This is a genomic window from Stenotrophomonas sp. PS02289, assembly GCF_029960115.1.
Classification (GTDB): Bacteria; Pseudomonadota; Gammaproteobacteria; order Xanthomonadales; family Xanthomonadaceae; genus Stenotrophomonas.
The window spans coordinates 1-26589 of record NZ_JASCOZ010000053.1 but is presented as its reverse complement, the minus strand read 5'-3'; the positions used below and the strand labels follow the sequence as shown (position 1 = coordinate 26589).

The window sequence follows — 26589 nt, the reverse complement described above, 5'->3', positions numbered from 1 at the left end:
GGGCCGCTTTTTTGTTTAATACCCCCCCCCCCGGGCCGGGCGGGGTAGGGGGGGGGGCGCAACCCCCCACCACCACGCCAAACAACCGCTGATTCACGGCACTGCCGAACCGGTCACCGCCGCATACAGCTCGATCACGGTGGTAACGCGTTCGAGCGCTTCCGGCGCAGGAATGCATCCGCCGGCTTCCTCGATGTCAATCAACAGGGCATGCATGCCCAGCGAGTCGATCCCCAGGTCTTCGACCAGCCGGAGCTGGCCGGTGATTTCGCGAGCATCCCGCTGGAGATGATCGCCGATGCAATCGCGGAGGTCGTTGAGTTCGAAGCGAGGCTTCATTGCGCCTAGTTTGTCCATTATCAAGAACCAGTTACGCGTTGACCGTTGGCTTCTGAACCAACACGCTTGAGTGTATTGGCCTTGTCTCGGATCTGCTTCAGGAAAGACGGGGCCTCGAGGAATGTAGCCGCAGCCTCGTTACTAGCGCTGCCTTGGCTCGACGTACTGCCACCGACTGACTGCCCAGCCGACCCCAGTTCAATACCTGGATTGAGATTGAATCGAACTGTCTGTGGCTTACGCACTTCCACGCCGCCGCTCTCGCTAAAAAGCGCCAGAGCGCTTGCCTCAGAGGAGTTGCGGGGAGGGTCAACCTTACGCCTCCAGGTGCTCTTTGCTGCCGTCTGCCTGCGCTCGGAGGCTTCCAAGCTAACATCGTTCGGCGGGGCTTTCCCCAGCCTCTCCGCATCATAAAGTTCGGCGTTCACCGGGGCCGCAGTGGCCAAGTTGCGATCCGACAGTACTCCGCCGGGACGCGTCCTCCAGAGCAACTGCTTATACTCACCGATAAGGCCCTTCACGGGCAATTGGCTCTGACGCGTGCCGGGGCCTGAAGAAGTCTGGAATATGTTCGACGTGGTGATAACCTGAGACGCGGGCTTCATCGGACCAAGGTTATTACCTTGGCTCAACACGGATTGAGAAATACTTGACTCCTGAGAATCCGTTGTTTCCTGCGAGACCTCGCTACCGCCCCCTTCCGCAGCCAACCGCTCCTCAAGTTGCCGACTCAGGTCCGCATGGATTTCATCCGCACTCCGATTCGAGCGCTGGGCATTCGCATCTACAAACGGCTGCTTGGGATTGAGGAGGCGCTTACTATATTCCTCGTTCTTCCTTGCCTCAATCGCAAACCGCAACGGCGACTCGACTCCGGAAATACGCGCGAACGCCAATTCGCGGTACACCTGCTGGAACTCGGGCTCCTGAATATCCATAGGTAGAAATTGCACGCGACGTGATCCAACACCGCGCGATGCCCCATCAGAGACATTCTTTCTCACGAAATCGACCACATCTGTCGCAATTACCGTGGTGTTGGGCAGACCGCGTTCTGAACCAACCTGATATCCATTACTGCGTATCTGGCGACGGCCCTCAGTCTCGCCATTGAGGGCTTTCACGTAGTCTTTGAACTCTTCATCGTGAGTGCCATACGTCCCGTTCAGTACTTGTACATCTGAACGATCCACAACTACGCTTTCCCGAGCGGGAACTGCCCGGGCAGTGGCAGGCATCAACGGCAGAATCTCGTTAACCGCCTCGTCATTCATGTGAATGATTGACGTGGTGGCACGATTCTCCGACAACACGCCGACAGACGCCTCGGAAATCGGCGGCAGAATCTCGCTAACTGTCTCATCGTCCATGTGAATGATTGACGTGGTGGCATGCTTCTCCGTCGATGTGCCGCGAGAAGTTGAAACTCCTCCCTGATGTAGCACCGAACGAGCGTGACCGACGTCTGGCTCGCCCACATGCACTTCCGCACGCGCGATAGAGGAGTCGCCGAACACGATCTTCGAGGACTTCCAATCACGACTCTCCAGTTTGCCGGAACCGTTCGACCACCTGGCCAGCCGGTCATTCTGCTCCACCAACATCTGCTCAAGCTCGCTGGTGCGGCCCTTAAGTTCGCTGATTTCGCGATTCTGTCCCTCGATGACCTTGCATTGGTCCTCGCTGAGCGCAAGCAGACGCTTATTATGTTCATGCGTGCCTCCCTGCTCGTAGCCCCGCTCCCACGCGGAATCGATCAGGTTCCTGATTTCCTTCAGGTCAAACTGATTTCCCTTAAACACCTTCGCAAGATCGCTGAAGTTATTGTTCACCGTGGTCGGCGAATTGGTGTACTGGGCTTGGCCTCCTTGCGGAAGCTTCGGCCATTCGGGAGGCTGCTGGCCCGGAGTCTGATCCGGGCCTTTCGACGGCTGCGCATCCTCCTGTGGACCGACCACGAGCTCCGGGATCTCCAGCAGCACCAGGATGCCATTCTGGACCGACTCGAAGTTGCCCTTGCAGCTAAGACCCTGGACCGCCGCGCGGACCTTCTCTGCGCCAATGGCGTTCAGCACCCTAACGACCTCAAGCGATGTCTCGCCCTCCGCCATCCGCTTCTCAACCTCCGCTCCCAGCCTGTCTCCGATGGCCTCCGCGAGCGCCTCGGGGAGCACGGCCCTGACTACTGCACCCGCGAACGCTTGAGTATCCAGCATGCTCACGCACTCACGCAGGCATTTGCCTGCCGTGGTCATGTGCTCTGCGACCAACGTGGTACGGCCTCCTGCGTCCCCGCCCTGCGGCGGGCTCTTACATTTTCCCGAGGCGACCGCAATATCGACGATTGACTGTCTCAGCTTGATTTCACACTGGATCAGTTTCTGGTTGCTCGAATCGGCGTTCAGAAGCTCGTTCACGGCCGCGTGCATTACCCCGAGTGCGGTAATGCGACGGAGTACAGGATTTCCGAGACGCTCGCGTTCGCCTTGATTTGGAGCCAGCCATGACATGAAGCGCTGCACCGCCTTCGCATCTGCAGGGGCGAGCGTCGACCCCGACATCACAACCAGGGCGTGTTCCAACGCACATCCGTACGCGTGCTGGTGATAGTCACCATCAACATTCGTCACCGGACATGCGGGCACCGCAGATGCCCTGTTGAAAACGGTATCTAGCTCCAGACGTCCAGTTGCCTTGCCCAGGGAAAACTTTTCAACCCGGAGGCTGGTCGGCGTGATTGTGCTTTGAACGATAGATGGCATAAAGAACTCCTGGTACTCAGTAAATTGCGTGGACGCCCTCTCTCCGCCAACCGGGGCCATTCGGCCCCGGCCAAAGCAGGGAGTGGCTCAGCACTTCGTCCCTTCCACGCTGACAACACTCAAAGGCCGTTGACGAAGCTCATGTCGGCGTCCGTGATTTTGTCGATGGTCGAGCTGAGAATCTTTACAATATTGTCGAATTGTTGCGTTGTTTCACTCAGCTTCTCGCCAAGCACCTTGCTGACGTGCTTGATCTGCTCGACGTTACCGTCCTTGGCCGAGACCCAGGCGTTGTACTTGGCGCTGTCCCACGTCACGGTAGCGCCCTTGTCTGTCGACTCGCTGATCGCCTTCACGTCCGTCAGATTGATCATCACCTTGAACTCGCCGTCCGCGCCCAGCACCGGCTCCAACCCCGGCAGGCCCAGTGAGTCAATAAACGCCTGAGCAGCCGCTTTGGTCGGGAAGGAGCCAAGCGCGTTCTCCTGGTTTCCGTACTTGACAAGTATCTCTTGGAGCTTGTCGTAGAGTGTTTGGAAGTTGATCTTGACGTCGCCCTTGTCACCTGAGCCCTCCGGCTTGAGGTTCTCAAGCGCATCGCTGAACTCCTTATAGAACTCCAGGAACTTCTTCATGGCATCCTGATACTTGCTCAGCCAGTTCTGCTTGAGTGCCGACAGCAACGTAGCAATCTGGTCGTAGAACTCGGAGTGCGAGTCCCAGACAAGGCCGCTGGCGTCCTTGGTCGCAGGGTCCTCCATAGGCATGCCGTCGTCCGTGGTCGGCACCTCCCGCGTCCGGTCGGACTCGCGGGTGTCGCGGGTGTCGCGGAAATCCAGGAAGCCCAGGACACGCAGCAGGTCAGCATTGGCGCGCCGGGAGTCGTCAATGGCCGCATTCAGTTGTGCGGCCAAGGCCTGGGACGGCTGTTGCTTCGGTTTCAGCTGCGCGGTATAGCGCATCGCGGCCTGCTTCTGCCTTTCCAAGGCACTGTGTGCGTTTTCCAAAAACACCTGGGCTTGACCCAGCTTGGCTACGGTTGCAGGATCAAGGTTCAGTGGCTCTGCATCATGCTTTACATCCGTACGAACCAACGCATGGGCGTGCCGCCCCGCGACGCAGGTCGGGGCAGATTGAATTGGGCTGGTCATGTTCGGTCCTCAGGACTTCTGGATGATGTGGCTGCTGGTGCTGGCGGCGAGGTTCATCAGGCTCTCCAGCATCTGGGTGGTGGCCTCACGCATATCCCGATTCTTCATCTGCTGGTCCTGATGGGCATCGGCCACACGCTTGAAGGTGTCAGCCACGTTGAGCATCAACTGACGTTCGGCCTCGGTGGTCTCAACGGCGATCTGAACGCCGGAGGTGATGGCACCGCCGACGGAGGGGGCCATCATGTTCAGCATGACGGCATTGCTGGCCGGAATCTGCGACTGGGCCATGCGATAGCCATGCAGCGCCTGCAGCGCATCGGCATCGCCGCGGGCCGAAGACGAGTTGACGACTTGCCTCATCTCCCGCGTGTACGAGGACACATCGTCCTGCAGGTCGGCTGCAGGGGTTGCATCACGCGCGGTGCTCTTCACCTCGCTGCCATCGATATTGCGGGCAGCACGATGCTGCGCGGAGGGCAACGCAGCCGCCTTGGTGCTGTGCGTCTGATCTGCCGCGCCAACGCTGACACGGTTGGCGGCATTCTGGTTGTGAATGTTCGAGTTGGTCTGGATTTTGGTGGACTTCACCGACTGCCGCAGCCCGGCCGCACCGACGGCGCCGGTGACAAAGGTCGCGCCGATTGCGCCAGCCAGATTCTCTTGCGCCTTCTGGATGCCCCTCTCGCCCGCCACGATGGTCATGTCACGCTGCATGATGACCATCTGCGAGCCGTTCTTCCGGTCCATCGCTTCGAACTTCAGCAGCAGCTGGCGCAGCAGGGTCAACAGATTCGCGAACGGGCTGCTCTGGATCCACGCCCCCACGTTGGCCGAGCGTTCGAGTGCGTCGGCATCCGTTCCGGTGGGCTGCTGCGTGGCCGTGCTATCAACCCGGGATTCGCTCAGGGTGCGCACCTGGGCATTGGCCGCTGCAGCTTCGGACAGACGTGCCTCGGTGCCCGCTTCTGTCTTGATCGGGTCGCTGGTGCCTGCCAACTGCGCCAGCATCGTCGGTAGCTTGCTGATGATGCTGCTCAACAGAGCAGATGCTTCCCCCAGGGGAATAGTGGAGGCGCGCAGGTTAACCGGCACATCCACGGGGGGATTGCCGGTGTCGACCACCATCTGTGTGGTGATGCCTGCGACCAGCGCTTGCGTGGTCGCCGGGTCCATGTCGGCGGCTTTGATATCGACGCGTTCGCGCCCCTTGGCGTCCTGGGAAAGCAGCGGCTGGAAGGCCGAAATGTCGATGTTTGAGGGGATTGCGAGTGTCATGAGGGGTGTCCTTTAGTGGGTTTGTCGCGGATCAGGCCGCGACCGCGCCAATGCGCGTAGTGAGATGGGAGGAGGTCTGGTCCTGGATTTCGCGCACGTCGGTCATGTTGTCGAACAGTGCGGCAATCAGGGTGTTGGTTTGCAGGTAGTAGTCCAGAATCATCTGGATCAGGTCGCGGAAGATGGCCGAATCGGCCATGCCGCGCTCCAGCTCGGCCAGCATCTTGGCGGCATCGAGATGCATGTCAGCAATGACAATCGATCCAACACCCTGTGAGGTCTGGTTCGCGAACTGCATGACGTGCATCGCGGTTGTCGCCTGACCGGCGCGCCGCGCCAGGGTGTCCGAGCTGGTCCCCACCACCTTGGACACCGACTTGGTCAGCGCGGCAGCAACGTCGTCGACAGCCTGCTTCACGGCATGGGCGGCCGCTTTGATGATGGCCGGCAGTGCCTTGCTGATCGCGTCGGTCACGGCTTTGGTCACAGCCTTGGTGACCATCTGAACGGCGGCGGTGCTGGCCACCTTCTTGCTGACAAAGGCAATGGCAACCACCATCGCAGCCACGGCGATGATCGCGATGACGTCCTTGATCTTGTCCACGATGTCGGCCGACACACCCAGCGACTTCAGCACGCTGCCGACAACCTTGGCCACTTCCTGGACCAGCTTCATGATCAGCTTCATGATCGGCTCAAGCACCTTGCCCAGCGGGTCGAAGCCGAACTCCTGGCCGATGGCCAGCGCCAGGCCAATGCCGGCCAGCGCCATGCTGGCACCGCCGGTAAACGGAGCCGCGATGACCGCCACCACCGTGACCACCCAGCCAATGATCTTGCCGAGGCAGCCCATCTTCTTCTGCGCCTGCTCGGCCTTCTCCAGCTCACGCTGGTATTCCTCGGAGCGGCGGAGGTTTTCTGCCTCCCGCGCTTTCAACATCGCCTGGACAAACTCGGTGTCCTTGGCGAATTTCTTCAGATTGGCGTCACCGATGATCTTCTGCAGCGTCGCCAGCAGGAACTCCAACTCTGCCTGGTTGGACAGCGCCTTGTCGTCGCCGCGCGCACTGATGCTTCGGCTCGGATCAATCTGGTCGGCCTGCGTCTTGAAGTCCTCCAGATCCTTCAGGGCACTGTCGACGGTGCGAAGCGCTTCGTTGAGTTTCGCGTGCGCGGCATCCAACCTGCCCTGCTGGACGGCCACATTGGCCTTGGCAGCCTCAAGCTGGGCGCGGATCGCGTCCTGCTCTGCCGGGGGTGCAGCTGCGAGTTCCTGTTCCAGGCGGGCCACGTCCGCCTGCGCCTTCTTCAGCGCCTCTGCAGCCGCCGCCAGCTCGCCCTCGGCGACGCCCGCTTCGCCCAACGCCGCCTCCACCACCGCCTGCGCCAGCTTGATCGCCTCCGATAGTTCAGCCGCACTGGCGGCGCGCGCGGCCAGTCTCGCCTTCACCAGTTCCAGCTGGGACGCCAGACTGCGGCTGTTCTCGTCTTTGATCACGACACTCAGCTGCATGCTGATCATCAGCAGCACCGCTTCCGGGGTGAACTGCTGCTGCGCCGGACTTGCCTGATTCTGCTGCTGCGCGGCGCGCATCAGACGCGGCAGGTCCGCCTGGCGCAGTTCGGGCGTACCCGGGGCCTGCGGCTTGGAGGTGTTCACCTCCCCCGCCTGCTCGGTGGCGGCCTTGGCCAGCAGGCTGATCACCTGCTCGTCGATGACCTGGATCTGCTGCATCGTGGCGGCACCGTAACCGGCGGATGCCTTTGCGGCGGCTTCGCCCGATTTGCCGGTGGCTCCGGTGAAGGCATACGGCGTGGTGCCGAGAGCGGCGGAGATATTCATGAGGAATCAGTCTTCCTGGTTGGATTCGGGAGGTTCGCCGGGGGCGTTGGCCATGGCCTGCAGATAGGCCTGGGCCTTGCCCACCACGGCGGGGTCGTCCGAACGCTGGGTGACGGTCTCAAAGCAGTCGCGCGCCAGCGCGATCTTGCCCATGGCCAGGTGGCATTGGCCGACGTGCAGCATGGGCCGCTCGTCGCGCTTGAGCAGGGCATACGCCAATGCGTACATGTCGATGGCTTTGGCGTACTGCTTCTTCATCTGCAGCACGGCGGCCAGCCCGAGGGCGTAGTCACCGTTGTAGAAGTCGTACAGGTAGAGGAAGCGGAAGAAGGTTTCCGCTTCGTCCAGCCGGCCATCGGTGTAGAAGCGATGCGCATAGGCGTAAACGCTTTCCAGCATGTCGTCACTGACACCCTTCAGGTCCTTCAGCGCGGCACCTTGTTGGGCACCGTCCAGAAGGACCTGGGCCATCTCATCCAGCATGGCCTGGTCGGCGTCGGATCCAGCAGTGTTTTCGGGGGCGGTTGCATTCATGAGGGGTTACCTGGGTTGGGTGCCACCGGTACTGCAGGACAAGCACAGTGTGGCGTTGGGGGCAATAGGGGGCTTTCGTGTTTCACTCATTTGGCGACACGATGGGTTCTTCTTCGTCGGGGTCGATGCCGCGCTTCTGGCGCTCGACCTGGAGCAGCCAGTCGAGGATGCGGAGCACTGAGTCGGTCAGGTGGCGTGGTACGAACTGGTAGCGCTTGGTGCCGAAGTACACGCCGCGGGCCAGGGGAATGTCGCGCACCACCGGAACGCCGTGGAACTCGGCGCACTGGATGACGCGGCGCGCACGGTGACCACGCTCGCGTACGGATACGAACTGCAGGCCGGGATAGTCCGGATGCAGGTAGATGCCCACCGCGATGTGGGTGGGGTTGGCGAGGATCATGGTCGAGCCGGCCACGTCGGCCTGCACCTGCGCAGAGAGCTCGTCGTTGATCTGACGGCGCTTCTGCTTGATCTCCGGATTACCGTTGTGATCCTTGTTCTCCTGCTTGACCTCGCTTTTGTCCATGCGCATGTCGCGGATGTACAGGCGATACTCGACAAACGCGGCACCGAGGAAGATCGGCGAGAGCACGGCCAGCAGCAGCGCGGTGCTCTTCCAGGCCACGTCATGCCACAGCGCGCCGGCGGCCTTTTCGGGCAGCATCACCTGCCCGAACAGGGTGGGCGCGAACAACTGCCACGCCAGAAACGCAAACAACGTGCCGGCCAGCAGGTACAGCACGGCCGTGACCGCACCTTTGATGGTCTTGAGTGAGAAAAGGTTCTTGAATCCGGAGATGGGGTTGACCCGGGCCAGGTCGATCCGCACTGCTTCGGCGGCGATGACGCCCTTGCTCTGCACCAGCGAGATCAACACGGCGGCCACGATGGCGGCCACCGCCACGGGTATTGCCATCCACAGGAAGACCACGGTGGCCTGATGGGCGGCTTCGGCCGGCGTAAGCGAAAAGCCACGCTCGGCCATGCCACGGTAGAACGCGTGCACATGCCCGGCCGAGATGGCGGTGGCGATGGCCACCAGACCCGCAATCAGCACCGCCGCGCCGGCCAGATCGCGACTGACGTAGCTTTTGCCCTTTTTCGACTCTTTGAGCAGACGATGGGGTGTCGGCTTTTCGGTCTTCATGGGGTGGCCCCCAGCAGCAGTTTGAGCGCATCGGTGCTGTCACGGATCAAGGGCACCTGCCGCGCGATGGTCGGCATGAGGTAAAGGAACAGCGCGATGAAGGCGATCAACGATTTGATCGCCAACGAGATCGAGAACGGGTTCAGCTGCTGGGCGAAGCGCGACAGCGTGCCCAGCAGGATCTCCACCAGGAACAGCAGCAGCAGGACCGGCAACGCCATGCGCACGGCCCCGGCCAGCAGCGTGCTGGCGAAACCCTGGATGTTGTCGAGGTTGAGCGAGATGGCCCCGCCCATGGGGACCAGGGTGTAACTGTCCTGGATGACCTCCAGCAGGACGATCATGCCGCCGGTGGCCATGAACACCACCACGCTCATCAACTGGAGCAGGTTGGCCAGTTCGGTGGCTTCCATGCCACTGACCGGATCGAGCATCGCCCCAACGCCGGCACCGCGCTGGTTGTCGACGATCGCACCCATACCATGGAAGATGTGGAACGGCAGCGCGACGACAATGCCGATGGCGGTGCCAATCAGGACTTCCCGCAACAAGACACCGCCCATCGACAGCATGTCCTGCGGCATGCCCGTCGCGGTACCGACCGTGGACGGCCACAGGCCAATCAGCACCATGACGGCGACCACGGTGCGGGTCATCTTCGCTGGCATCACCCCAGGTGCCAGATACGGCACCCAGACCAGGCAGGCTCCGATCCTGGCCAGGCCCAGGACCAGCGGCAACAGATGGTCGCGGCTGAGCGCGACCAGTTCGGCGTCAAGGGGTGACAGCTGCATGCGCTTAGCCGGTCAACGCGGTCTGCAGTGCCAGACGGGCAAAGTCAAGCATGCGCGCGCTCGTCCACGACATGAGCAGCAGCAGGCAGGCGATGACCGCCAGCAGCTTGGCACCGTAGGGAAGGGTCTGCTCCTGCAGCTGGGTCACGGTCTGGAACAGACCGATGGCCAGACCGACCACCGTGGCCACCGCCACCGGCGCGGCCGAGAGCAGCAGGATCAGCATCAGGCTCTTATTGCCCATGAACATGATCGCGTCCATGGCGCTACATCGGCACGTCGAGGTACTGGCGGACCAGACCCTGCGAGAGCAGGCTCCAGCCATCCATTGCCACGAACAGGATCAGCTTGATGGGCGCGGAGATGGTCACCGGACTCATCATCATCATGCCCAGCGACAGGAGCACGCTGGACACCACCAGATCGATCACCACGAACGGCAGGTATAGGTAGAAGCCAATGCGGAAGGCATCCTTGAGCTCGCTCAACGCGTAGGTGGGCATGAGCGCGAACAGCGAGCGCTCATGCGGCTCCAGTGCCGGCAGCGGCTGGCCGGGCTCGGCCTGGCGGGCGCGTTCGAAGAACTCCAGCAGTTCCGGGTCGGAGTAGGTCGCCAGATAGATCTTGTAGCCATCCAGGCTCGAGTCCAGGAAGGCGATCACCGCCGCGACCGAGTTCAAGGGAGCTTGCAGCGCGAGGTAAGCCTCGTACATGTTCGTCACGATCGGCTGCATGACGTAGAACGCCAGCATCAACGCCAGTGCGTTGAGCACCATGTTGGACGGCACCTGCTGCAGACCCAGGCCATTACGCAGCAGCACGAACACCACCGAGAACTTGAGGTAGCAGGTACCGGCCGCAATGATGAAGGGCAGGAGCGCGGCCATCGACATGACCGCAATCAGCGAGATGTCGTTGTTGATGAAGCTCATGGCAGTAGGGGGGCCTGATGCAGTTGCACACCCAGCTGGTCGCCCACCTGGACGAGTTCGCCACGTGCGATGGTCTGACCATTGACGCGCAACTGCAGCTGGGTCCATGCACCGACCGGCAGATTGAACACGGTGCCGGGCTGCAGTGCGGCCAGATCCCCCACGCGTTGCTGCAGCTGGCACAACACGATCTCGACCGTAACCGGCAGGCGGGCGACATCCAGACCGGCGGGCGTCGGTGCGGCGACCGCTGGCATCGGGTCGAAGTCTGCGCTGTCGGCAGCGTCTTCGACGAAATCGAACGGGGTATTCACGGAAATGGTCTCCAGGGTGAAATCGAAGGTGTAAAGGCGCTGTGCGCCCGTGCGGGCGATGGGGAGAAACTCCGCCAGCAGCAGCACGCTGCCAGGTGCGAGCGAACGCAACCGAGGCAACGGCACGCGAAGGCGCGCGATTTCCAGGTCAACCGGCAGGCACAGGTGGCTGGCGGCGTCGTGCAGGTGCAGCTGCGGCAGCCCTTCGACCTGCTCGATCCAGGCGGGCCCCTGCGCGCTGGCGAGATACGGGCGCGGCCCGCGGGTGACCGGCAGTGCGCTGACCGGTACCACCTCGCGCAGTTCGACCTCCATCCCGATCAGGGCTGCCTGCGGGATGTTCAACAGGGGGGTGTCGGGCAGCCAGCAGTCCAGGGTTTCGCGGTCGACCAGTTCCGACCACGCCAGACCCGAGAGCGCGGGCAGCATGTACGGACACCAGGTGTCGGCGCTGACCGCCAGTTGCAGGGTGCAGAACGCACCGCGTACGTCGAAGCGCAGCAACGCACCCTGCGCGGGTGGCTCGCCCCACTCGAGTGTCAGGCCCAGACGGGCGCACTGCGCGACACACCGGGACTGCGCCACGTCGGCGGCCGACAGTGCCGGAAAGGGCCAGGCGGGCATATTCATGGGGTGTCGTGCTCACGCTGCTGCTGACGACGCCCGTCCGGGTCGGTCATGCTGCTTTCTTCCACACGAAGGTTGTCACCTTCCCGCCGCACCTCAAGATCATTGGGTGTGTTGCTGCCCAGTGCCTGCCCTACGCGCGCATTGGACGGGGTGGCCGTCCAGTGACCGCCGAGCTGACGCGACAGGGACACCGAGTTGCCCGGCCCCCAACTGGTGAAGGCCACGTCCATGCGTGTACCTGCGCTGGCGCGTTGAGCCAGCACTTCAGCGGTCTTCAGCGCCTGCTGCACATGCTGTAGATTGCGCTGGCTGTCGATGTTGGCGTCGCTGCGGGTCTGACCGGCTTGTCCGGCCGCGGCGTCAGCGCTATGACGGTTTGCCGCGTCCTGCGCGGCCAGGGCAGGCAGAGGCACCGTGTTGCTTTCCTGCCTGCCCGCAGCACCGGCCGTCTCCGTCGCCGGCGCGCGCGGTGCCTCGGGGTCGAGAGAAGAATCGGCACCGGTGTGAGCCGGAGCCGAGGCCGGCGAGGTCGCAGCGCGCCCGTTACCGACCACGCCGTCCGTCGTGGAAGTGCTTGCGTGCGGCGCGCGCGCCGGCTGCGCTGCGCCTTGCAGCACGGTGCCCGGTGCAGGAGCGCCCGACGACAGCGGGCTTTTGACAGCTGCCAACGGCGTTTGCAGCCCGGCGGAGGAAGGTGTCGCCGCGGACGGCGGCGCTGAGTTCAGCGGGTGCCCAGGCTTGGCCGTGGTCGGCGCGTCACCCTCGGTGACAGGCGTTGCCGCTGCCGGGTTCGCCGCAGACGGCTGCGCGTTCTCCGGCGGGGTCGGTACCGCCGGCACGCTGACAGGGCTCAGGCGCATGGCCAGCATTGCTTCACCGGTACGTGGACCAGTGACGACCCGTTCGATGAACACGTCAGCCGGGTCGCTGGACGCGTCGGAACGTGCATTGTCGGAACGACCACAGGCCTTATCTTCGTCCTGGTCCGGGGCATCCGGATCCGTATCCCAGGCGGGCAGATCCTGCTCCGGCTCGTGAACGCCGTCCTCTGCGCCCCTGGGGGGCGTCGCGGAATCGTCAGCGCTCATCGCGTTGTTGCGCTCCTGCTCCATGCGCTTTGCCAGCGGCTTCACCGGCTCAAGCGCGTTCACGGTTTTGGCGGCCGCGGCGTTCTGAATGGTCAACGACATGCGTACTCCTCTTGAATCTGTCGTTCGTCGCGGCGACGCTGCGCCTGCTGACGATGGCGTTCGATGCGTGCGCCGGCGGCGTCAAGCCGCCGCGCGCGGGATTGTTGTTGGGCGGCCTTGCGCTGCAGCTCGGCTTCCTCGAGCCGTGCTTGTTCGGCCTGGCTCTGCAGATCACGCGCGCGCAGATCGCACTCCAGGACGTGCGCGCGCGCGATGGCCACCGCGCGCAGCCGGTCGAACAGACGCTGCCGATCCAGCCCCATTTCCTGACCGACCTGCGCATCCAGCAGCTGCACATTGGCCTGCTGACGCAAGGTGTTGGCTTCGGCATCGTGCGCGAGCGCGGCGGCGGCCTGGCCTGCCGCATCACTGCGCAGACGTTGTGCGCGATGATCCACCCAGCGCGCAATCCGGCGTGGGTCAGCGGAGGACGGCATGCAAAGCCTCCACCGCTGCGCTGGCCGGGACCCGCTCATGCAGCCCCTGGCACAGGAAGGCATTCACGCGCGGCTCGCGGGCCACTGCGTCGTCCTGCTCGCGCTGCGCGCCGGGACGGTACTCGCCGATGTCGCGCAGCAGCTGCAGATCCTCCAGCCGCCCCATCAGATTGCGCAGCCGGCTGGCCGCTTCGCTCTGCGCGACACTGGCCAGCTGCGGATACAGCCGGCTGGCGCTGCGCAGTACATCGATCGCCGGGAAATGCCCGCGCTGGGCCAGACGTGCACTGAGATGGATGTGTCCGTCGAGCAGCGACTTCACCTCTTCGCCCACCGGATCAGGGTCGGTGTCGTCTTCCAGCAGCACGGTGTAGAACGCGGTGATGCTGCCCTGCGCGGTGTTGCCGGGGCGCTCGACCAGGTGCGGCAGGGCCTCGAACACCGACGCCGGGAAACCGCGTCGTGCCGGCGGCTCGCCTGCGGACAGGGCCACGTCACGCAACGCACGCGCATAGCGGGTGGCCGAGTCCATCACCAGCAGCACGCGACTGCCCTGCTCGCGGAAGTACTCGGCAATACGCGTGGCCACCATGGCTGCGTTGACGCGGGTTGCCGGCGAGGTATCGGAGGTCGCCTGGACGACGATGGTGCGCGCCGCATGAGGGCTGGCACCGATCGCTTCGACGAAGGCTGCGACTTCACGCCCGCGCTCACCGATCAACGCCACCACGCGCACGTCGCAGTCGGCATTGGTCAACAGCATCTCCATCAGCGTGGTCTTGCCACACCCTGCGGCGGCGAACACGCCCATCCGCTGCCCTTCGCCCACGGTCAGCAGCGCGTCGACAGCGCGGATGCCGGTGTCGAAGGGCGTGGCGATGGCGCGGCGCTGACGATAGTCCAGCGCAGCCGCCTGCACGGAAGCCGCCTGCGCTGCAGTGGGGCCGGCGGGCGGGGCCGCGACGTCGGCCCCCAGCCGTTCCACTACTTCGCCAAAGCCGTCCACGACGCAGCCCAGCAACTGGGCTCCAAGCTGCACCTGCAGCGGCTGCCCGGTCGGCACGACCAGCACATCAGCGGCGAGGCGCGAGGGTGCACCCAGCAGCGCCACGGTGGCGATGCCATGGTCAACCCGGGTGACCACACCATGGGTCAGCAACTCGGCATCACCTGCCGCGCGTCGCACGTGGCAGTGCTCTCCCACCGCCACCTGCGGCAGCGGCACGCGCAGTTCGCCGGCACGCACGGCCAGGGGCCGCGCACACGCACGCCAAAGGGGCACGGCCGGATTCACCGCAGCATCACCTGCAGTTCCAGCACGCGAGCGTGGAAGCTCTCGATGGCTTCGGCCATCAGCGCGGACTGGTGCTGACACTCGGGCTGCAGCATGCCGCCGACCAGGCAGGCATCATCGATCGCGCGCAACGTCAGGCACCCATTGGAAAAATGGGCCGACGGCGCAGACAGCGCGCCCAGAAGTTCTTCGGCACGGTTGTTGAAGCGCGACTCTGCCGAGGTTTCCAGCCGCCCCCAAAGGAACACTGCATCATCCACCGGATCGAGCAGCAGCTCGCCCACGTCGGCAAAGCCCATCACCACCGAGGAATGGGTGTCGAACTGGAACCGCGAGGGGTCGCACCCCAGCTCGTTCAGGGCTGCGCTGAGGGTATCGAACAGATGATTCATATGTTTTTCATGACATCAAGGGTGACTGCATCGGAGATCTCTCCAAACGAAAGCACCGGGGTGGAGGGAAGTTTGTTTTCGATGAACCGCTTGACGAAGCGGCGGATGTCGGGCGCTACCATCAGGACCACGTCGGGGCGATAGGCCGACACCTCGCCCACATGCAGGGCGAAGCGATCCATCAGCTCGTTCGATTCAGCGGGCTCGAGGTTGAGGTAAGCCGCGCCCTGGCTCTGACGGATGCCACTGCGGATCTGATCCTCGACCTGGCTGGACACCAGAATCGCGGGAATCCGGCCATCGCGTGCAAAGCGCGCGGAGATGTAACGGGCGAGCGCACTGCGTACGTGTTCGACCAGCAGGATCACGTCCTTCTCGCGCTGCCCCCACTGGGCCAGCGTTTCCAGCACCACCTTCATGTTGCGGATGGAGACGTCTTCGCGTAGCAGTCGCTGCAGCACCTCGGCCACGCGCTGGATCGGCATGTGCCGGTAGGCTTCCTTCACCAGCTCGGGGAAGCGCTTTTCCAGCGCATCGAGCACGTGCTTGGCTTCCTGGATGCCGAACAGCTCGCCGACGTTGCGCATCACAGCGCCGTGGACCAGACGTCGTAGTTCCTCGTAATCCGTGCTGATGTCGCAGCCCATGGCCAGCACGTCGCCCTGTGAGGCGGAAGGCACCCAGCGCGCGACACCGCCCTCATGCGGCACCATCAGTCCCATGTTCAGTGCGTCGAGCTCGTCCTGCCGGCCAAACACGCGCACGTGCCCGCCCACCACCTGTCCGCTGGCCGCCGGGATCTCGTTGATCAGCACCTTGACCTGATGATCCTGGGCCGGTTCATGCGGCCGCAGCACGAACGCCGCCAGCTGCATGCCGGTGTTGATGAAGGCGTCGTTGCGCAGGCGCTCCTCCCACTTTTCGGCGGTGGCAGCGTCGTGCAGCGGACCGGGCATCAACAGGATGAGCGGCAAGGTTTCACTGGTGAGATTGCCGTTGGCGTCACGGCTGGCTTCGGTGTTTCCGGCTGCACCGGTGCCACCCGGTGCGGAACCTTCACTGGTGGCTTCTTTGCTCGTGCCACGGCGCATACGCCAGAACAGCAACGCGGCCAGACCCAGCGACAGACCGGCAAACACCGCCAGCGGGAAGCCAGGCAGGAAGCCCATCAGCAGCACCAGAATGGCACCGATCGCCAGCACGACGTTGCTGTTGAACAGCTCACCCAGGATGCTGGCCCCCAGGTTGTTGTCCTCACCGCTGACGCGGGTGACGATGAAGCCGGCGCTGATGCAGATCAGCAGAGCGGGAATCTGCGCCACCAGTCCATCACCGATGGTCAACAGGGTGAAGGTATTCAGTGCCTCGCCGAAGGGCATGCCATGCTGCAGCATGCCCACGGCGATGCCACCGAACAGGTTGACGAACACGATCACGATGCCGGCGATGGCGTCGCCCTTGACGAACTTCATTGCACCGTCGTACGAGCCATACAGCTGGCTTTCGCGTTCGACATCACGGCGGCGGCGCTGCGCCTCTTCGGAGGTGATGGCTTCGGCACGCAGGTCGGCGTCGATGCTCATCTGCTTGCCCGGCATGCCATCCAGCGAGAAGCGCGCGACCACTTCACCGATGCGCTCTGAACCCTTGGTGATGACGATGAACTGCACCAGCGTGATGATGGCGAAGATGACCGCGCCCACCACCAGATTGTCGGCGACCACGAACTCACCGAAGGCATTGATGATGTGCCCGGCGTCGGCGTCGACCAGGATCAGGCGACTGGTACTCACCGACAGCGCCAGCCGCATCAGGGTGGTGAACAGCAGCACCGAGGGAAAGGTGGAGAAGCTGAGGATGCGCTCCACGTAGAACGAGCTGAGGAAGATGACGATGGCCACGGCCATGTTCAGCGCGATCAGCACGTCCACCACCAGGGTGGGCAGCGGGATGATCAGCATGGCCACGACCACGGCCATCAGCACCACCAGCGCCAGCTCCGGCCGCAGCATGCCGCGCGCGCGGGCGGCCCATCCACCGTTCGGTGTCATCGCCGCGCTCATGCGAGTCCTCCAGCAAAGCCGCCGGCCTGGCCCCGGTCACGTTTCATGCTCTCCACTACCATCATCTCCAATTGCTCAATTGCGGCGGCGCGTGCTTCCGGGCCGGCCCAGATCGCATCGGGCAGGTCTTTCACGGCCCGGCGCAGGGCCTGAATCAGGCGCACCCGCTGGTCCGTGGCCAACGCCACGCGGGCGGCCGCCAGCGGACCGGTGAACAGTCCCTTCCAGTCCTGCAGGCCGCGCACGACATCCAGCAGGCCCACCACCACGGTGTCCGCGCGGGTAGCCATGCGCGAAAGGAGGCCGGTGCGTTCGATGTCGTGGACCAGCAACTGGTCCACCGAGCGCAGCACGGCCAACTTGCGCACCTGTCCCAGCAGATAGCCGAACTCGTGCAGCGAGGCGCTGGGATCGAGCGAGAACATGTCCGCTGCGATCGCCTGCTCCATGAAGTCGACAATGACGGCGCGTCGTTCAAATCCGTATTGCTCGATCCAGGTGATGTACTCGCCGGCGCAGTCGCGTGGATTGCCGAGGAAGTCGCGATAGCTCTGCCGCAAGGCCCGTGCTGACAGCTGCGTGCCACGCGCAGCCAACCGTGCCTTGACGGCGACATTGGCTCCGCCTCGGGTGGCCGCCCCCTGCCCCTGCGCGGCCTGTTCTTCCAGCAGCTGCTCGAGGCTGGCCTCCAGCAGCTCACGCATGGCCTCCAGTTCGTCGTCGCTCAACAGGGCACGCAGCACCGCCAGCACGTCACTGGGGTCCGGGAACAGCTGCTTGAGCAGCGACATCACCTGCGCAGGACTGCGCATGCCGCCGAGCAGTTCGCGGAAGCCGGACAGCTTCTGGTGGACTTTCTCGTCCAGCACATGGTCGATCCACGCTTCGGTGGCGAATGCGCTGGGGCCGTTCTGCTGATTGCGCCGCGTCGACAGCGACGCCAACAGGGCACTGGCGTCGTCGGCAGCCGCCATGGCCAGTGCCAGCGCACCGGGGCGGCGTGGCGCGGGGGTTGAGGTCCGTGTTTCGCCTTCGCCCTCGACCGTGTTTGAGGTGGATGCCTGTCGCGGGGCCTGCACCGGCACCGTCGTCGCAGGACGATTAATCGCGGGGAGCGCCATGTGCGGCCTCCATGGCAGGCAGGTCCTGCTTCATTTCCTGCAGCAGGTCCTGCGGCGACTCGCCGACTTCCTGGCCATACAGGCTCTGCAGGCGTGCGGCGTCGAGCATGTCCCGCTCGCCGAGCACCCGCGGCTGGATCAGGAACACACGCACCAGGTTCTCGTGGCTGCGGGTGTCCTGACCGAACAGCTTGCCGACGCCGGGCATGCGACGCAGACCGGGAATGCCGGTCTTGCCGTTGTCCAGCGACTGCCGGGTGTAACCCCCGATCAGCAGGCTGAGCTGATGCGGCACCCGTGCAACGGTATCGATGAGGGTGCGATTGACCATGGGCAGGCCGCCATCGAAGTTGGCACTCTGCGCTGCGCCGTCTTCGATGGTGAGCTGCATTTCCACTTCGTCATGGGTGGAAATGCGCGGACGCACGTTCACCAGGGTGCCGTAGGTCACCGGTTCGAGCGACGCCGTGCGCTCAGCCAGCAGCTGGGTGTAGAAGGTCTGGTTGCTATCGAAGTACGCGGGGACATTTTCCTGGGTCAGCAGTACCGGGCGCGACACGATCTGGGCATCGCCCGTGCTGGTCAGCGCCTGCACCGAGGCGAGGAAACGCGGGCCGTCCAGGGTGGTGGCCGGGATGCCGTCATTGATGCCGATCTGCAGGCGATTGCCGATGTTGATGCCGCCGCTCCAGCGCACCCCCAGGCGGTCCAGCTCGGTCTTCTTGATGTCGATGATCCACAGCGAGAGCTCGATCTGCTTGCGTGGGATGTCCAGTTCGGCGACCAGCCGCTTGATCTGTTCGATCTGCGTCAGCGTGCCGCGCACGATCAGGCTGTTGGTTTCCGAATAGGGCATCACCCGTGCCGGACCCGATCCGGACGATGCGCGCTCGGGCTGGGCAGCGGGAATGCGTGACGGCACCACGGCCGGCAAGGCTTCCTCGATCACGGCGGTGGGCTCGGCCGGGAGCGGGGCCGGCTGCTTGATCACCGTGCCGAAGTCGCCCAGCTGCAGGACTTCGGCCAGCGTCGACGCCATGCCCGGCGTCTCCTGGGTGTTGCCGCGCACCGCGTAGCGGCGGCCATTGACGAAGCTGTGTTCCAGCTTGATCACTTCCACATGATGCGGACTGGCATCCGCGCCTTCGTACAGGTCGTCCAGGTAACGTGCAGCGTTGAGCACGATGTCCACGTACACCGGCGGGCCGGCCACATAGAACGTGCCGTCGGCACCGCCGCCCCGCACCGGATAGCGCAGGTCGGCCAGGCGCGCCTTGCGCAGGAAGTCGTTGAGCGTGGCCACCGAGGTGGAGCGCAGCCGGCCCACCGCGTTCTTCTGCTCGCTGGCTTCGTACACGTAGATGGACTGGTTGTCGCTGTACCAGACCAGGCCGACGTCGGCCGAGACCTTGTTCAGCACCTCGAACGGGCGCGCCAGGTCGAAGCTGCCGCTGACCTTCTTGCGCTGCGCCTTGGCGCTGACCACCACGGCCTGACGGGCCTTGGCCCCGATGGCGTTGAGCAGGTGCTCGGCGCTTTCCGCACGCGAGACGAAACCCGATGCATGTGGCAGGTCAGCACGATCGGAGATGGCGGTGCCTTCCAGCGGGGTCTGCGCGCGAACCACGGGCGCACTGGCAACGAGGGCAACAACAGTCACGAACAACAGGGAATACGGCAGGGAACGCATGGATTACTCGGCAGGCGTCTTGACGGCGCGGTAGACAGAAAGAGGAGAGCAGCCGATCAGGGCCTTGATGTCGGTACAGAAGTGCGACAACGAGGCGTAGCCATGGTCGGCAGCCAGGTAGGTGAACGAGCGCGCCCGGCCCGGGTAGGCCAGCAGCGTCCGCGCGGCGCGCAGGATGCGCAGCTCGCGTTTCAGTGACCGCCCCAGCACCTGCCGGCAGCGACGGTGAAACTGGGCCGACGACAATCCATAGCGCTCGGCGAGCGCTGCCACGCTGTGCTCGCTTCCTTCATTGAGCAGGAAGCGCATCAGGCCGTAGCTTTCGCTGCGGGCCAGGTGGCGCAGCAGCGCCGCCAGCGGGGTGGCTTCAACGTGATCGACCGCCATGCACTGCGGCGCGCGCGCCAGCTGGTCGATCAGCCAGCTGGCCGCCACTTCGGGGTCTTCCAGCGCGGCGGCGACCGGCCAGCACACCCGCGGCGGCTCACCGCTGTGACGCACGGCCTCACGGACATGGTCAAAATGGGCCAGTGCGCGCGCCATGCCACTGCCGGCCAGGGCATGCACGGTGAGCCCGGGATGCCTCGGCGCGGCGGCCCCGGCCAGCAGCACCCGCTGCCCGGGTGCGACCGACACCCGGCTGCCTGCAATGGACAGCACCACGCTGTCCTGCCCTGCATTGACGATCACCTGCATGCTTCACCTCCCGTTCGGACCGGATCACGCGGACGGCGCGGTTGGCACCTTCTTGGACACGGCCGGCATGATGGCGACGGGGGGAGATAGAGGCTCTACAAGAAATTCGAAAGCGCCGTCGGTTTGGGGTATACCCGTTGTCCTGTTCAGTAGTCGCACGCCCGGCGTGCACGGAATTCCCGTATGTCCTCTCCCCTGCTCGGCCTTCACCACGTGGCGCTGATCTGCGCCGACTACCCGCGCTCGCGCGACTTCTACGTCCGGGTTCTGGGCCTGACCGTGCTGGCCGAGCACTACCGGGACGCCCGCGACTCCTGGAAGCTGGACCTGGGCCTGCCTGACGGAGGCCAACTCGAGTTGTTCTCGTTTCCTGAGCCGCCACCCCGGCCCAGCCGACCGGAAGCACAAGGCCTGCGCCATCTCGCGTTCAGGGTGGTGGCGCTGGAGCCGGTGATCGAGCGGTTGTCGGCGGAGGGGGTGGTGTGCGAGCCGATCCGGGTAGATGAGTACACCGGGCGGCGGTTTACTTTTTTTGCCGACCCGGATGGGCTGCCGCTGGAGTTGTATGAGATGGCCTGAATGGATTCAGGTACAGCGCAGCGGGGCAGAGCCCCGCTCTACGGCACACTCGTTCCGTACCTTGGCGAATGGGTATACAGTGCCCCTGTACCGGCGTCGCCGGCGTTCACGAAACATCCCTGGGAGGGGACCATGCGCAATACGTTCAAGACCCTGCTGCTGGCGCTGCCGCTGGTGATGGCGGCATTCTCGGCCAGCGCCGCCGACAGCGCGGTGGGCCGCTGGAAGACCATTGACGACAAGACCGGCAAAGTGAAGTCGATCGTTGAGATCAGCCAGGCCGCCAACGGCACGCTCAGCGGCAAGGTGGTGGAAGTGCTGCATTCGGACAAGGGCCCCAATCCGGTCTGCGACGACTGCAGCGGGGCCAACAAGGGCAAGCCGGTGAAAGGCATGACCATCCTGTGGAACCTCAAGCAGGACAAGGGCAGCACCACCGAGTGGTCCGGCGGCACGGTGCTCGATCCCGCCAACGGCAAGACCTACAAGTCCAAGCTGGAGCTGCAGCCGGGCGGCAAGAAGCTGGACATGTCCGGCTGCGTGGCCTTCATCTGCCGCGCCCAGACCTGGGTTCGCGAATAAGCAGCGGGCTGCGGGCCATTCGCGTCCACCCAAAGGCCGAAGCGGCAACGCTTCGGCCTTTTGTCTTGACAGGGCATGCGATAATCCCGCGTTCCCCTGGCAACTGCGTTCATCATGACCCGCACCGCTCTCGTCACCACCGCCCTGCCCTACGCCAACGGCCCCCTGCACCTGGGTCATCTGGTCGGCTACATCCAGGCTGACATCTGGGTACGCGCGCGTCGAATGAGCGGCGACAAGACCTGGTTCGTGTGCGCCGACGACACCCACGGCACGCCGATCATGCTCGGCGCAGAAAAAGCCGGCGTGACCCCGGAAGTGTTCATCGCCAACATCCAGGCCAGCCACGAGCGCGACTTTGCCGCGTTCGGGGTCGACTTCGACCATTACGACTCGACCAACTCGGCCGGCAACCGCGCCCTGACCGAAGCGTTCTACGCCAAGCTGGAAGCCAACGGCCACATCTCGCGGCGTTCGGTGGCGCAGTTCTACGACCCGGACAAGGGCATGTTCCTGCCCGACCGCTACATCAAGGGCATCTGCCCGACCTGTGGCAGCGCGGACCAGTATGGCGACAACTGCGAAGTGTGCGGCTCGACCTATGCGCCGACCGACCTGAAGGAGCCGAAGTCGGTTATTTCCGGTGCTACGCCCGAGATCCGCGATTCGGAGCACTTCTTCTTCGAGGTGGGCCGCTTTGAGACCTTCCTGCGCGAGTGGCTGGACGGCGACGTTGCCCTGCCCGGCGTGAAAGCCAAGCTGGGCGAATGGCTGAATGCCGAAGGCGGCCTGCGCGCCTGGGACATCTCCCGCGACGCACCGTATTTCGGCTTCGAGATTCCGGGCCAGCCGGGCAAGTACTTCTACGTCTGGCTGGACGCGCCGATCGGCTACCTGTCCAGCTTCCAGGCCCTGTGCGCGAAGACCGGCGAGGACTTCGAGTCGCACCTGCGTGCGGGCACCAGCACGGAACTGCACCACTTCATCGGCAAGGACATCGTCAACTTCCACGGCCTGTTCTGGCCGGCGGTGCTGCATGGCACCGGCCATCGCGCCCCCACCCGCCTGCACGTGAACGGTTACCTGACCGTGGAAGGCGCGAAGATGTCCAAGTCGCGCGGCACCTTCGTGATGGCGCGCACCTATCTGGACGTGGGCCTGGAACCGGAAGCGCTGCGCTATTACTTCGCGGCCAAATCCAGCGGCGGTGTCGACGACCTGGATCTGAACCTGGGTGACTTCGTCGCGCGCGTGAACGCCGACCTGGTCGGCAAGTTCGTCAATCTGGCCAGTCGCTGCGCCGGCTTCATCAGCAAGCGCTTCGACGGCCGTCTGGCCGATGCGCTGCCCGATCCCGCGCAGTACGACCGCTTCGTGGCGGCGCTGGCCCCGATCCGCGAAGCCTACGAACGCAATGACCCGGCCGCAGCGCTGCGCCTGACCATGGCACTGGCCGACGAAGCCAACCGCTACATCGATGACCAGAAGCCGTGGGTGATTGCCAAGCAGGAAGGGGCCGAGGCCCAGCTGCAGGCAGTCTGCACCCAGGGCCTGAACCTGTTCCGGGTGCTGGTGACCGCGCTCAAGCCGGTGCTGCCCGCCACAGCGGCGCAGGCCGAGGCCTTCCTGGCCTCGCCGGTGCAGTCCTGGACCGACATCGTCCGCCCGCTCACCGCGCACACCATTGCGGTGTTCGTCCCCCTGTTCACCCGTATTGACCCGAAACTGATCGACGCCATGACCGACGCTTCCAAGGACACTCTCGCCGCCGCTCCGACGGCCGCCGCCCCGGCCAAGGCCGCCAAGCCGGCCGCTGCTGCGCCGGCACCGGCTGCCGCCCCTGCCGCCGCAGGCGACGCCGCTCCGGCCTACATCGGCATTGACGACTTCGCCAAGCTGGACCTGCGCATCGGCAAGGTGCTGGTGTGCGAATTCGTCGAGGGCTCGGACAAGCTGCTGCGCTTCGAGCTGGACGCCGGCGAGCTGGGCAAGCGTCAGATCTTCTCCGGCATCCGCGGCAGTTACGGCGAGCCGGAAGCCCTGGTCGGCCGCAGCGTGGTGTTCATTGCCAACCTGGCTCCGCGCAAGATGCGCTTCGGCTTGAGCGAAGGCATGATCCTGTCGGCGGGTTTTGACGGCGGCGCACTGGCGCTGCTGGACGCCGACAGCGGCGCACAGCCGGGTATGCCGGTTCGCTGATCGGATAACGGTGCCACGACCGCGACCCGGTCGTGGTCTGCCTGGGAGGGCGGAACGTGGAACTGGCGCTGTTCGATTTCGACAACACCGTCACTGACTGTGACACCTACGCCCGCTTCCTGCGTCGCGTAGCTACCCCCGAGCAGCTCGCACACGCGTGGTGGAAGGTCGGACCCTGGCTGCTGGCGTACCGGCTGAAGCTGATCTCGGCCGAGCGGATCCGCGCCCGGGTCACCCGGCTGGTCATGCGCGATCGCCACGGCGACGACATCGCCGCGCAGGCCGCCGGTTTCGCCCGCGAGGTGCTGCCCGAGGTCGTGCAGCCGCAGATGCTGGAGCAGATCCGCTGGCACCTGAAGCAGCACCACACCGTGGTGATCGTATCCGGATCACTGGATCTGTACCTGCGGCCGTGGTGCGAAAATCTCGGCGTGGAACTGATCTGCAACCGTCTGGAAGGCAAGGACGGCCGACTGACCGGGCGTTATGCCGATGGCGACTGCGGACCGCACAAAGCCGAACGCATTCGGAGCCGCTATGACCTGTCGCGTTATCTGCGCATCCACGCGTATGGTGACAGTCGGGAAGACCAGCCGATGCTGGCGCTCGCCCACGAGCGCTGGTATCGCGGCAAACCCATGAAATGAAACCACCGCGCAGCAGACGCCACGCATGAAAGCCCTTCGCACACCCCTGACCGAACGCCTGGACCGGCTGCTGCCGCAGACCCAGTGTGGGCAATGCGGCTTTGAGGGCTGCCGGCCCTACGCCGAAGCGATGGCGCGCGGCGACGCAGGCGTGGAGCGCTGCCCGCCCGGTGGTGATGCCGGTGCGCGTGCGCTGGCGCACGTGCTGGGCGTACCTGCGGTGCCGTTTGATCGCAGCCGGGGGGCACACAAACCCGCGCAGGTGGCGGTGGTGGTGGAAGCCGACTGCATCGGCTGCACCAAGTGCATCCAGGCCTGCCCCGTGGATGCGATCGTGGGCGGTGCCAAGTACATGCACACCGTCCTGCCCGATCTGTGTACCGGCTGCGAGCTGTGCATTCCACCGTGTCCGGTGGATTGCATCGAATTGATTACGGCAGCGCGGCGGTAACCACGATCTCCACCTTCCACGCCGGATCGGCCAGCTTGGCTTCGACGGTGGCGCGGGCGGGGGTCATGCCGGCGACCACCCATTCGTCCCACGCGGCATTCATGCCGGCGAAATCATTGATATCGGCCAGGAACACTTCCGCGCGCAGGATGTGCTGCTTGTCGCTGGCCACCAGCGCGAGCAGCTTGTCGATCTCCGCCAGCACCTGGCGGGTCTGGCCGGTGATGTCCTGGCTGGTGTCTTCGGGGATCTGCCCCGACAGATAGGCGACCTTGTTGTGGACGGTCATTTCGGACATGCGCGGACCGACGTCAAAACGCTCCAACATGGGGAAGTCTCCTCTGCAATGAACCCCCATTGTCGCCGATGCGCCCGCCCTCTTGGCAACGGCAGGGCCGAAGCGCACGATGCGCCGTCGCGGTACGCCACGTACGTTGACGTCTTCATCGCCCTGCCCGGAGCACGATGTCCAGATGACCGATACTTCCCCTGCGCCGGCTGCGGCGCATTCCGGCTGGCGGCGTGCCGCCACCGTGGTGTTCAGCCTGGGCATCCTGGCACTGGCCCTGCACGGGCTGGCCAACGAGTTCGACGAGCACGGCTACCGCGCCATCCGCGAGGCGTTCCGGGCCCTGGGCAGCGGGCAGATCGCACTGACCGTGCTGCTCGGGCTGGCCAGCTACGCGTGCTTGATCGGCTTTGACGCAATTGGCCTGCGCCGCAGCGGCAAGCGCCTGCATCCGGCGCGGATCGGCATCACCGCCTTCCTCGCACACACCTTGGGCCAGACCCTGGGCTTCGCGGCACTGACCGGCGGTGCGGTGCGCCTGCGCGGCTATGGACGTGCGGGCTTGAGCCTCGGCGAGATCGGCCAGGTGGTGCTGATGAGCACGCTGGGTTTCCTGTTCGGAGCGTGGGTGCTGCTGGGGCTGGCGTTCGTACTTGAACCCGGGGCAGCCGCACTGGCGTTGCCGGTACCCAAGCCAGTCGTGCGCGTGCTCGGGGTGCTGGCGTTGCTGGCCTACGTGGCCACGGCGCTGCTGGTGGGCCGCGAAGGACGCACCTTCCGCATCCGCGGGCATGCGCTGTGGCTGCCGGACCGGCGCACGATGCTGGGCGTCACTGCGCTGAGCGTAGTGGAACTGGTACTGGCGGCTGCCGCGTTCTATGTGCTGTTGCCGATGGACACCCCCACCGGGCTGCCGGGCTTCGTCGGACTGTATCTGGTGGCGGTGCTGGCAGGCTTGATCTCCAGCGTGCCGGCCGGGCTGGGCGTGTTCGAGTGGAGCTTGCTGAAACTGCTGCCGCAGGTGCCACCGGCCGCCGTGCTCGCTGCCGCATTGATCTACCGGGTCACCTACTACGTGCTGCCGCTGCTGCTGGCGACCGTGCTTGCGGTTGCGCCGGCGCTGCGCCGGCCGCTGCGCGCCGGTGCCGGCGCGACCCGCGCCGGCTGGACCGCGCTGCGCCCGTGGCTGCCGCAGATCATCGCGCTGGCGGTGTTCAGCGTGGGCGCGGCGC

At 64.7% G+C, this 26589-nt stretch carries 26 protein-coding genes; 6 read left to right on the top strand and 20 right to left on the bottom strand.

The features are described from left to right. Positions 1-93 precede the first annotated feature (93 nt). The 19 genes from QMX83_RS09710 to QMX83_RS09620 form a co-directional block, all read right to left on the bottom strand. The gene (locus QMX83_RS09710) at positions 94-339 is read right to left on the bottom strand and encodes an acyl carrier protein (protein ID WP_282296420.1); all 246 of its coding nucleotides are present in this window, start codon (positions 337-339) and stop codon (positions 94-96) included. A 20-nt stretch (positions 340-359) separates the two neighbouring features. Continuing rightward, positions 360-3101, bottom strand: a complete 2742-nt coding sequence (locus tag QMX83_RS09705) for a hypothetical protein (RefSeq protein ID WP_282296419.1) — start codon at positions 3099-3101, stop codon at positions 360-362. A 119-nt stretch (positions 3102-3220) separates the two neighbouring features. Then, entirely contained in the window at positions 3221-4252 is a 1032-nt protein-coding gene (locus QMX83_RS09700; RefSeq protein ID WP_282296418.1) for an IpaD/SipD/SspD family type III secretion system needle tip protein, read from the bottom strand. A gap of 9 nt (positions 4253-4261) precedes the next feature. Next, the gene (locus QMX83_RS09695; RefSeq protein WP_282296417.1) at positions 4262-5530 is read right to left on the bottom strand and encodes a hypothetical protein; all 1269 of its coding nucleotides are present in this window, start codon (positions 5528-5530) and stop codon (positions 4262-4264) included. A 31-nt stretch (positions 5531-5561) separates the two neighbouring features. Next, positions 5562-7373 (bottom strand): type III secretion system translocon subunit SctE, encoded by a 1812-nt coding sequence (sctE, locus tag QMX83_RS09690; protein ID WP_282296416.1) that lies wholly within the window; start codon positions 7371-7373, stop codon positions 5562-5564. 6 nt (positions 7374-7379) lie between these two features. After that, the gene (sicA, locus tag QMX83_RS09685; RefSeq protein ID WP_282296415.1) at positions 7380-7907 is read right to left on the bottom strand and encodes a type III secretion system translocator chaperone SicA; all 528 of its coding nucleotides are present in this window, start codon (positions 7905-7907) and stop codon (positions 7380-7382) included. 82 nt (positions 7908-7989) lie between these two features. Beyond that, positions 7990-9057, bottom strand: coding sequence for an EscU/YscU/HrcU family type III secretion system export apparatus switch protein (locus QMX83_RS09680; protein ID WP_282296414.1), 1068 nt, complete (start codon positions 9055-9057; stop codon positions 7990-7992). Next, positions 9054-9851, bottom strand: coding sequence for a type III secretion system export apparatus subunit SctT (gene sctT / locus QMX83_RS09675; RefSeq protein ID WP_282296413.1), 798 nt, complete (start codon positions 9849-9851; stop codon positions 9054-9056). Before sctT ends, QMX83_RS09680 begins: the two co-directional genes overlap by 4 nt. A 4-nt stretch (positions 9852-9855) precedes the next feature. Then, positions 9856-10113 (bottom strand): type III secretion system export apparatus subunit SctS, encoded by a 258-nt coding sequence (gene sctS, locus QMX83_RS09670; protein WP_282296412.1) that lies wholly within the window; start codon positions 10111-10113, stop codon positions 9856-9858. A gap of 4 nt (positions 10114-10117) precedes the next feature. Continuing rightward, positions 10118-10783, bottom strand: a complete 666-nt coding sequence (locus tag QMX83_RS09665; protein ID WP_282296411.1) for an EscR/YscR/HrcR family type III secretion system export apparatus protein — start codon at positions 10781-10783, stop codon at positions 10118-10120. Next, positions 10780-11727, bottom strand: coding sequence for a type III secretion system cytoplasmic ring protein SctQ (sctQ, locus tag QMX83_RS09660; RefSeq protein ID WP_282296410.1), 948 nt, complete (start codon positions 11725-11727; stop codon positions 10780-10782). Before sctQ ends, QMX83_RS09665 begins: the two co-directional genes overlap by 4 nt. Then, on the bottom strand, positions 11724-12917 hold the full coding sequence (locus tag QMX83_RS09655; RefSeq protein WP_282296409.1) for a hypothetical protein: 1194 nt from the start codon (positions 12915-12917) through the stop codon (positions 11724-11726). Before QMX83_RS09655 ends, sctQ begins: the two co-directional genes overlap by 4 nt. Then, positions 12908-13354, bottom strand: coding sequence for a hypothetical protein (locus tag QMX83_RS09650; RefSeq protein ID WP_282296408.1), 447 nt, complete (start codon positions 13352-13354; stop codon positions 12908-12910). Before QMX83_RS09650 ends, QMX83_RS09655 begins: the two co-directional genes overlap by 10 nt. Continuing rightward, positions 13338-14636, bottom strand: coding sequence for a FliI/YscN family ATPase (locus QMX83_RS09645; RefSeq protein ID WP_282296407.1), 1299 nt, complete (start codon positions 14634-14636; stop codon positions 13338-13340). Before QMX83_RS09645 ends, QMX83_RS09650 begins: the two co-directional genes overlap by 17 nt. Positions 14637-14644: 8 nt before the next feature. Next, positions 14645-15040, bottom strand: coding sequence for a hypothetical protein (locus QMX83_RS09640; RefSeq protein ID WP_282296406.1), 396 nt, complete (start codon positions 15038-15040; stop codon positions 14645-14647). Continuing rightward, positions 15037-17103, bottom strand: a complete 2067-nt coding sequence (locus QMX83_RS09635; protein WP_282296405.1) for an EscV/YscV/HrcV family type III secretion system export apparatus protein — start codon at positions 17101-17103, stop codon at positions 15037-15039. Before QMX83_RS09635 ends, QMX83_RS09640 begins: the two co-directional genes overlap by 4 nt. Further along, positions 17100-18224 (bottom strand): type III secretion system gatekeeper subunit SctW, encoded by a 1125-nt coding sequence (gene sctW / locus QMX83_RS09630; RefSeq protein ID WP_282296404.1) that lies wholly within the window; start codon positions 18222-18224, stop codon positions 17100-17102. Before sctW ends, QMX83_RS09635 begins: the two co-directional genes overlap by 4 nt. Further along, complete coding sequence (gene sctC, locus QMX83_RS09625; protein WP_282296403.1) at positions 18205-19914, bottom strand: type III secretion system outer membrane ring subunit SctC; 1710 nt, start codon at positions 19912-19914, stop codon at positions 18205-18207. The genes sctW and sctC overlap by 20 nt, the downstream gene beginning before the upstream one ends. 3 nt (positions 19915-19917) lie before the next feature. Beyond that, on the bottom strand, positions 19918-20610 hold the full coding sequence (locus QMX83_RS09620; protein WP_282296402.1) for a helix-turn-helix domain-containing protein: 693 nt from the start codon (positions 20608-20610) through the stop codon (positions 19918-19920). A gap of 183 nt (positions 20611-20793) precedes the next feature. Here QMX83_RS09620 and QMX83_RS09615 point away from each other — a divergent pair, with 183 nt between their 5' ends. The 5 genes from QMX83_RS09615 to rnfB all read left to right on the top strand — a co-directional run bounded on the left by QMX83_RS09615 (position 20794) and on the right by rnfB (position 25068). Next, the gene (locus QMX83_RS09615; RefSeq protein WP_282296401.1) at positions 20794-21189 is read left to right on the top strand and encodes a VOC family protein; all 396 of its coding nucleotides are present in this window, start codon (positions 20794-20796) and stop codon (positions 21187-21189) included. A gap of 132 nt (positions 21190-21321) precedes the next feature. Beyond that, positions 21322-21771: a DUF2147 domain-containing protein gene (locus QMX83_RS09610; protein ID WP_282296400.1), complete on the top strand. Its 450-nt coding sequence runs from the start codon at positions 21322-21324 to the stop codon at positions 21769-21771. A 114-nt stretch (positions 21772-21885) separates the two neighbouring features. Further along, positions 21886-23970 carry a methionine--tRNA ligase gene (gene metG, locus QMX83_RS09605; RefSeq protein ID WP_282296399.1) on the top strand — a complete coding sequence of 695 codons (2085 nt, stop codon included), beginning with the start codon at positions 21886-21888 and terminating at the stop codon, positions 23968-23970. A 56-nt stretch (positions 23971-24026) separates the two neighbouring features. Continuing rightward, positions 24027-24617 (top strand): HAD family hydrolase, encoded by a 591-nt coding sequence (locus QMX83_RS09600; RefSeq protein WP_282296398.1) that lies wholly within the window; start codon positions 24027-24029, stop codon positions 24615-24617. A gap of 25 nt (positions 24618-24642) precedes the next feature. Then, entirely contained in the window at positions 24643-25068 is a 426-nt protein-coding gene (gene rnfB, locus QMX83_RS09595) for an Rnf electron transport complex subunit RnfB (protein WP_282296397.1), read from the top strand. Here the strand turns inward: rnfB and QMX83_RS09590 are convergent. Beyond that, complete coding sequence (locus QMX83_RS09590; protein WP_282296396.1) at positions 25049-25396, bottom strand: RidA family protein; 348 nt, start codon at positions 25394-25396, stop codon at positions 25049-25051. The genes rnfB and QMX83_RS09590 overlap by 20 nt on opposite strands. Positions 25397-25541: 145 nt before the next feature. Here QMX83_RS09590 and QMX83_RS09585 point away from each other — a divergent pair. Beyond that, the coding region (locus QMX83_RS09585) for a lysylphosphatidylglycerol synthase domain-containing protein (RefSeq protein ID WP_282296395.1) at positions 25542-26589 on the top strand (1048 nt) is incomplete at its 3' end.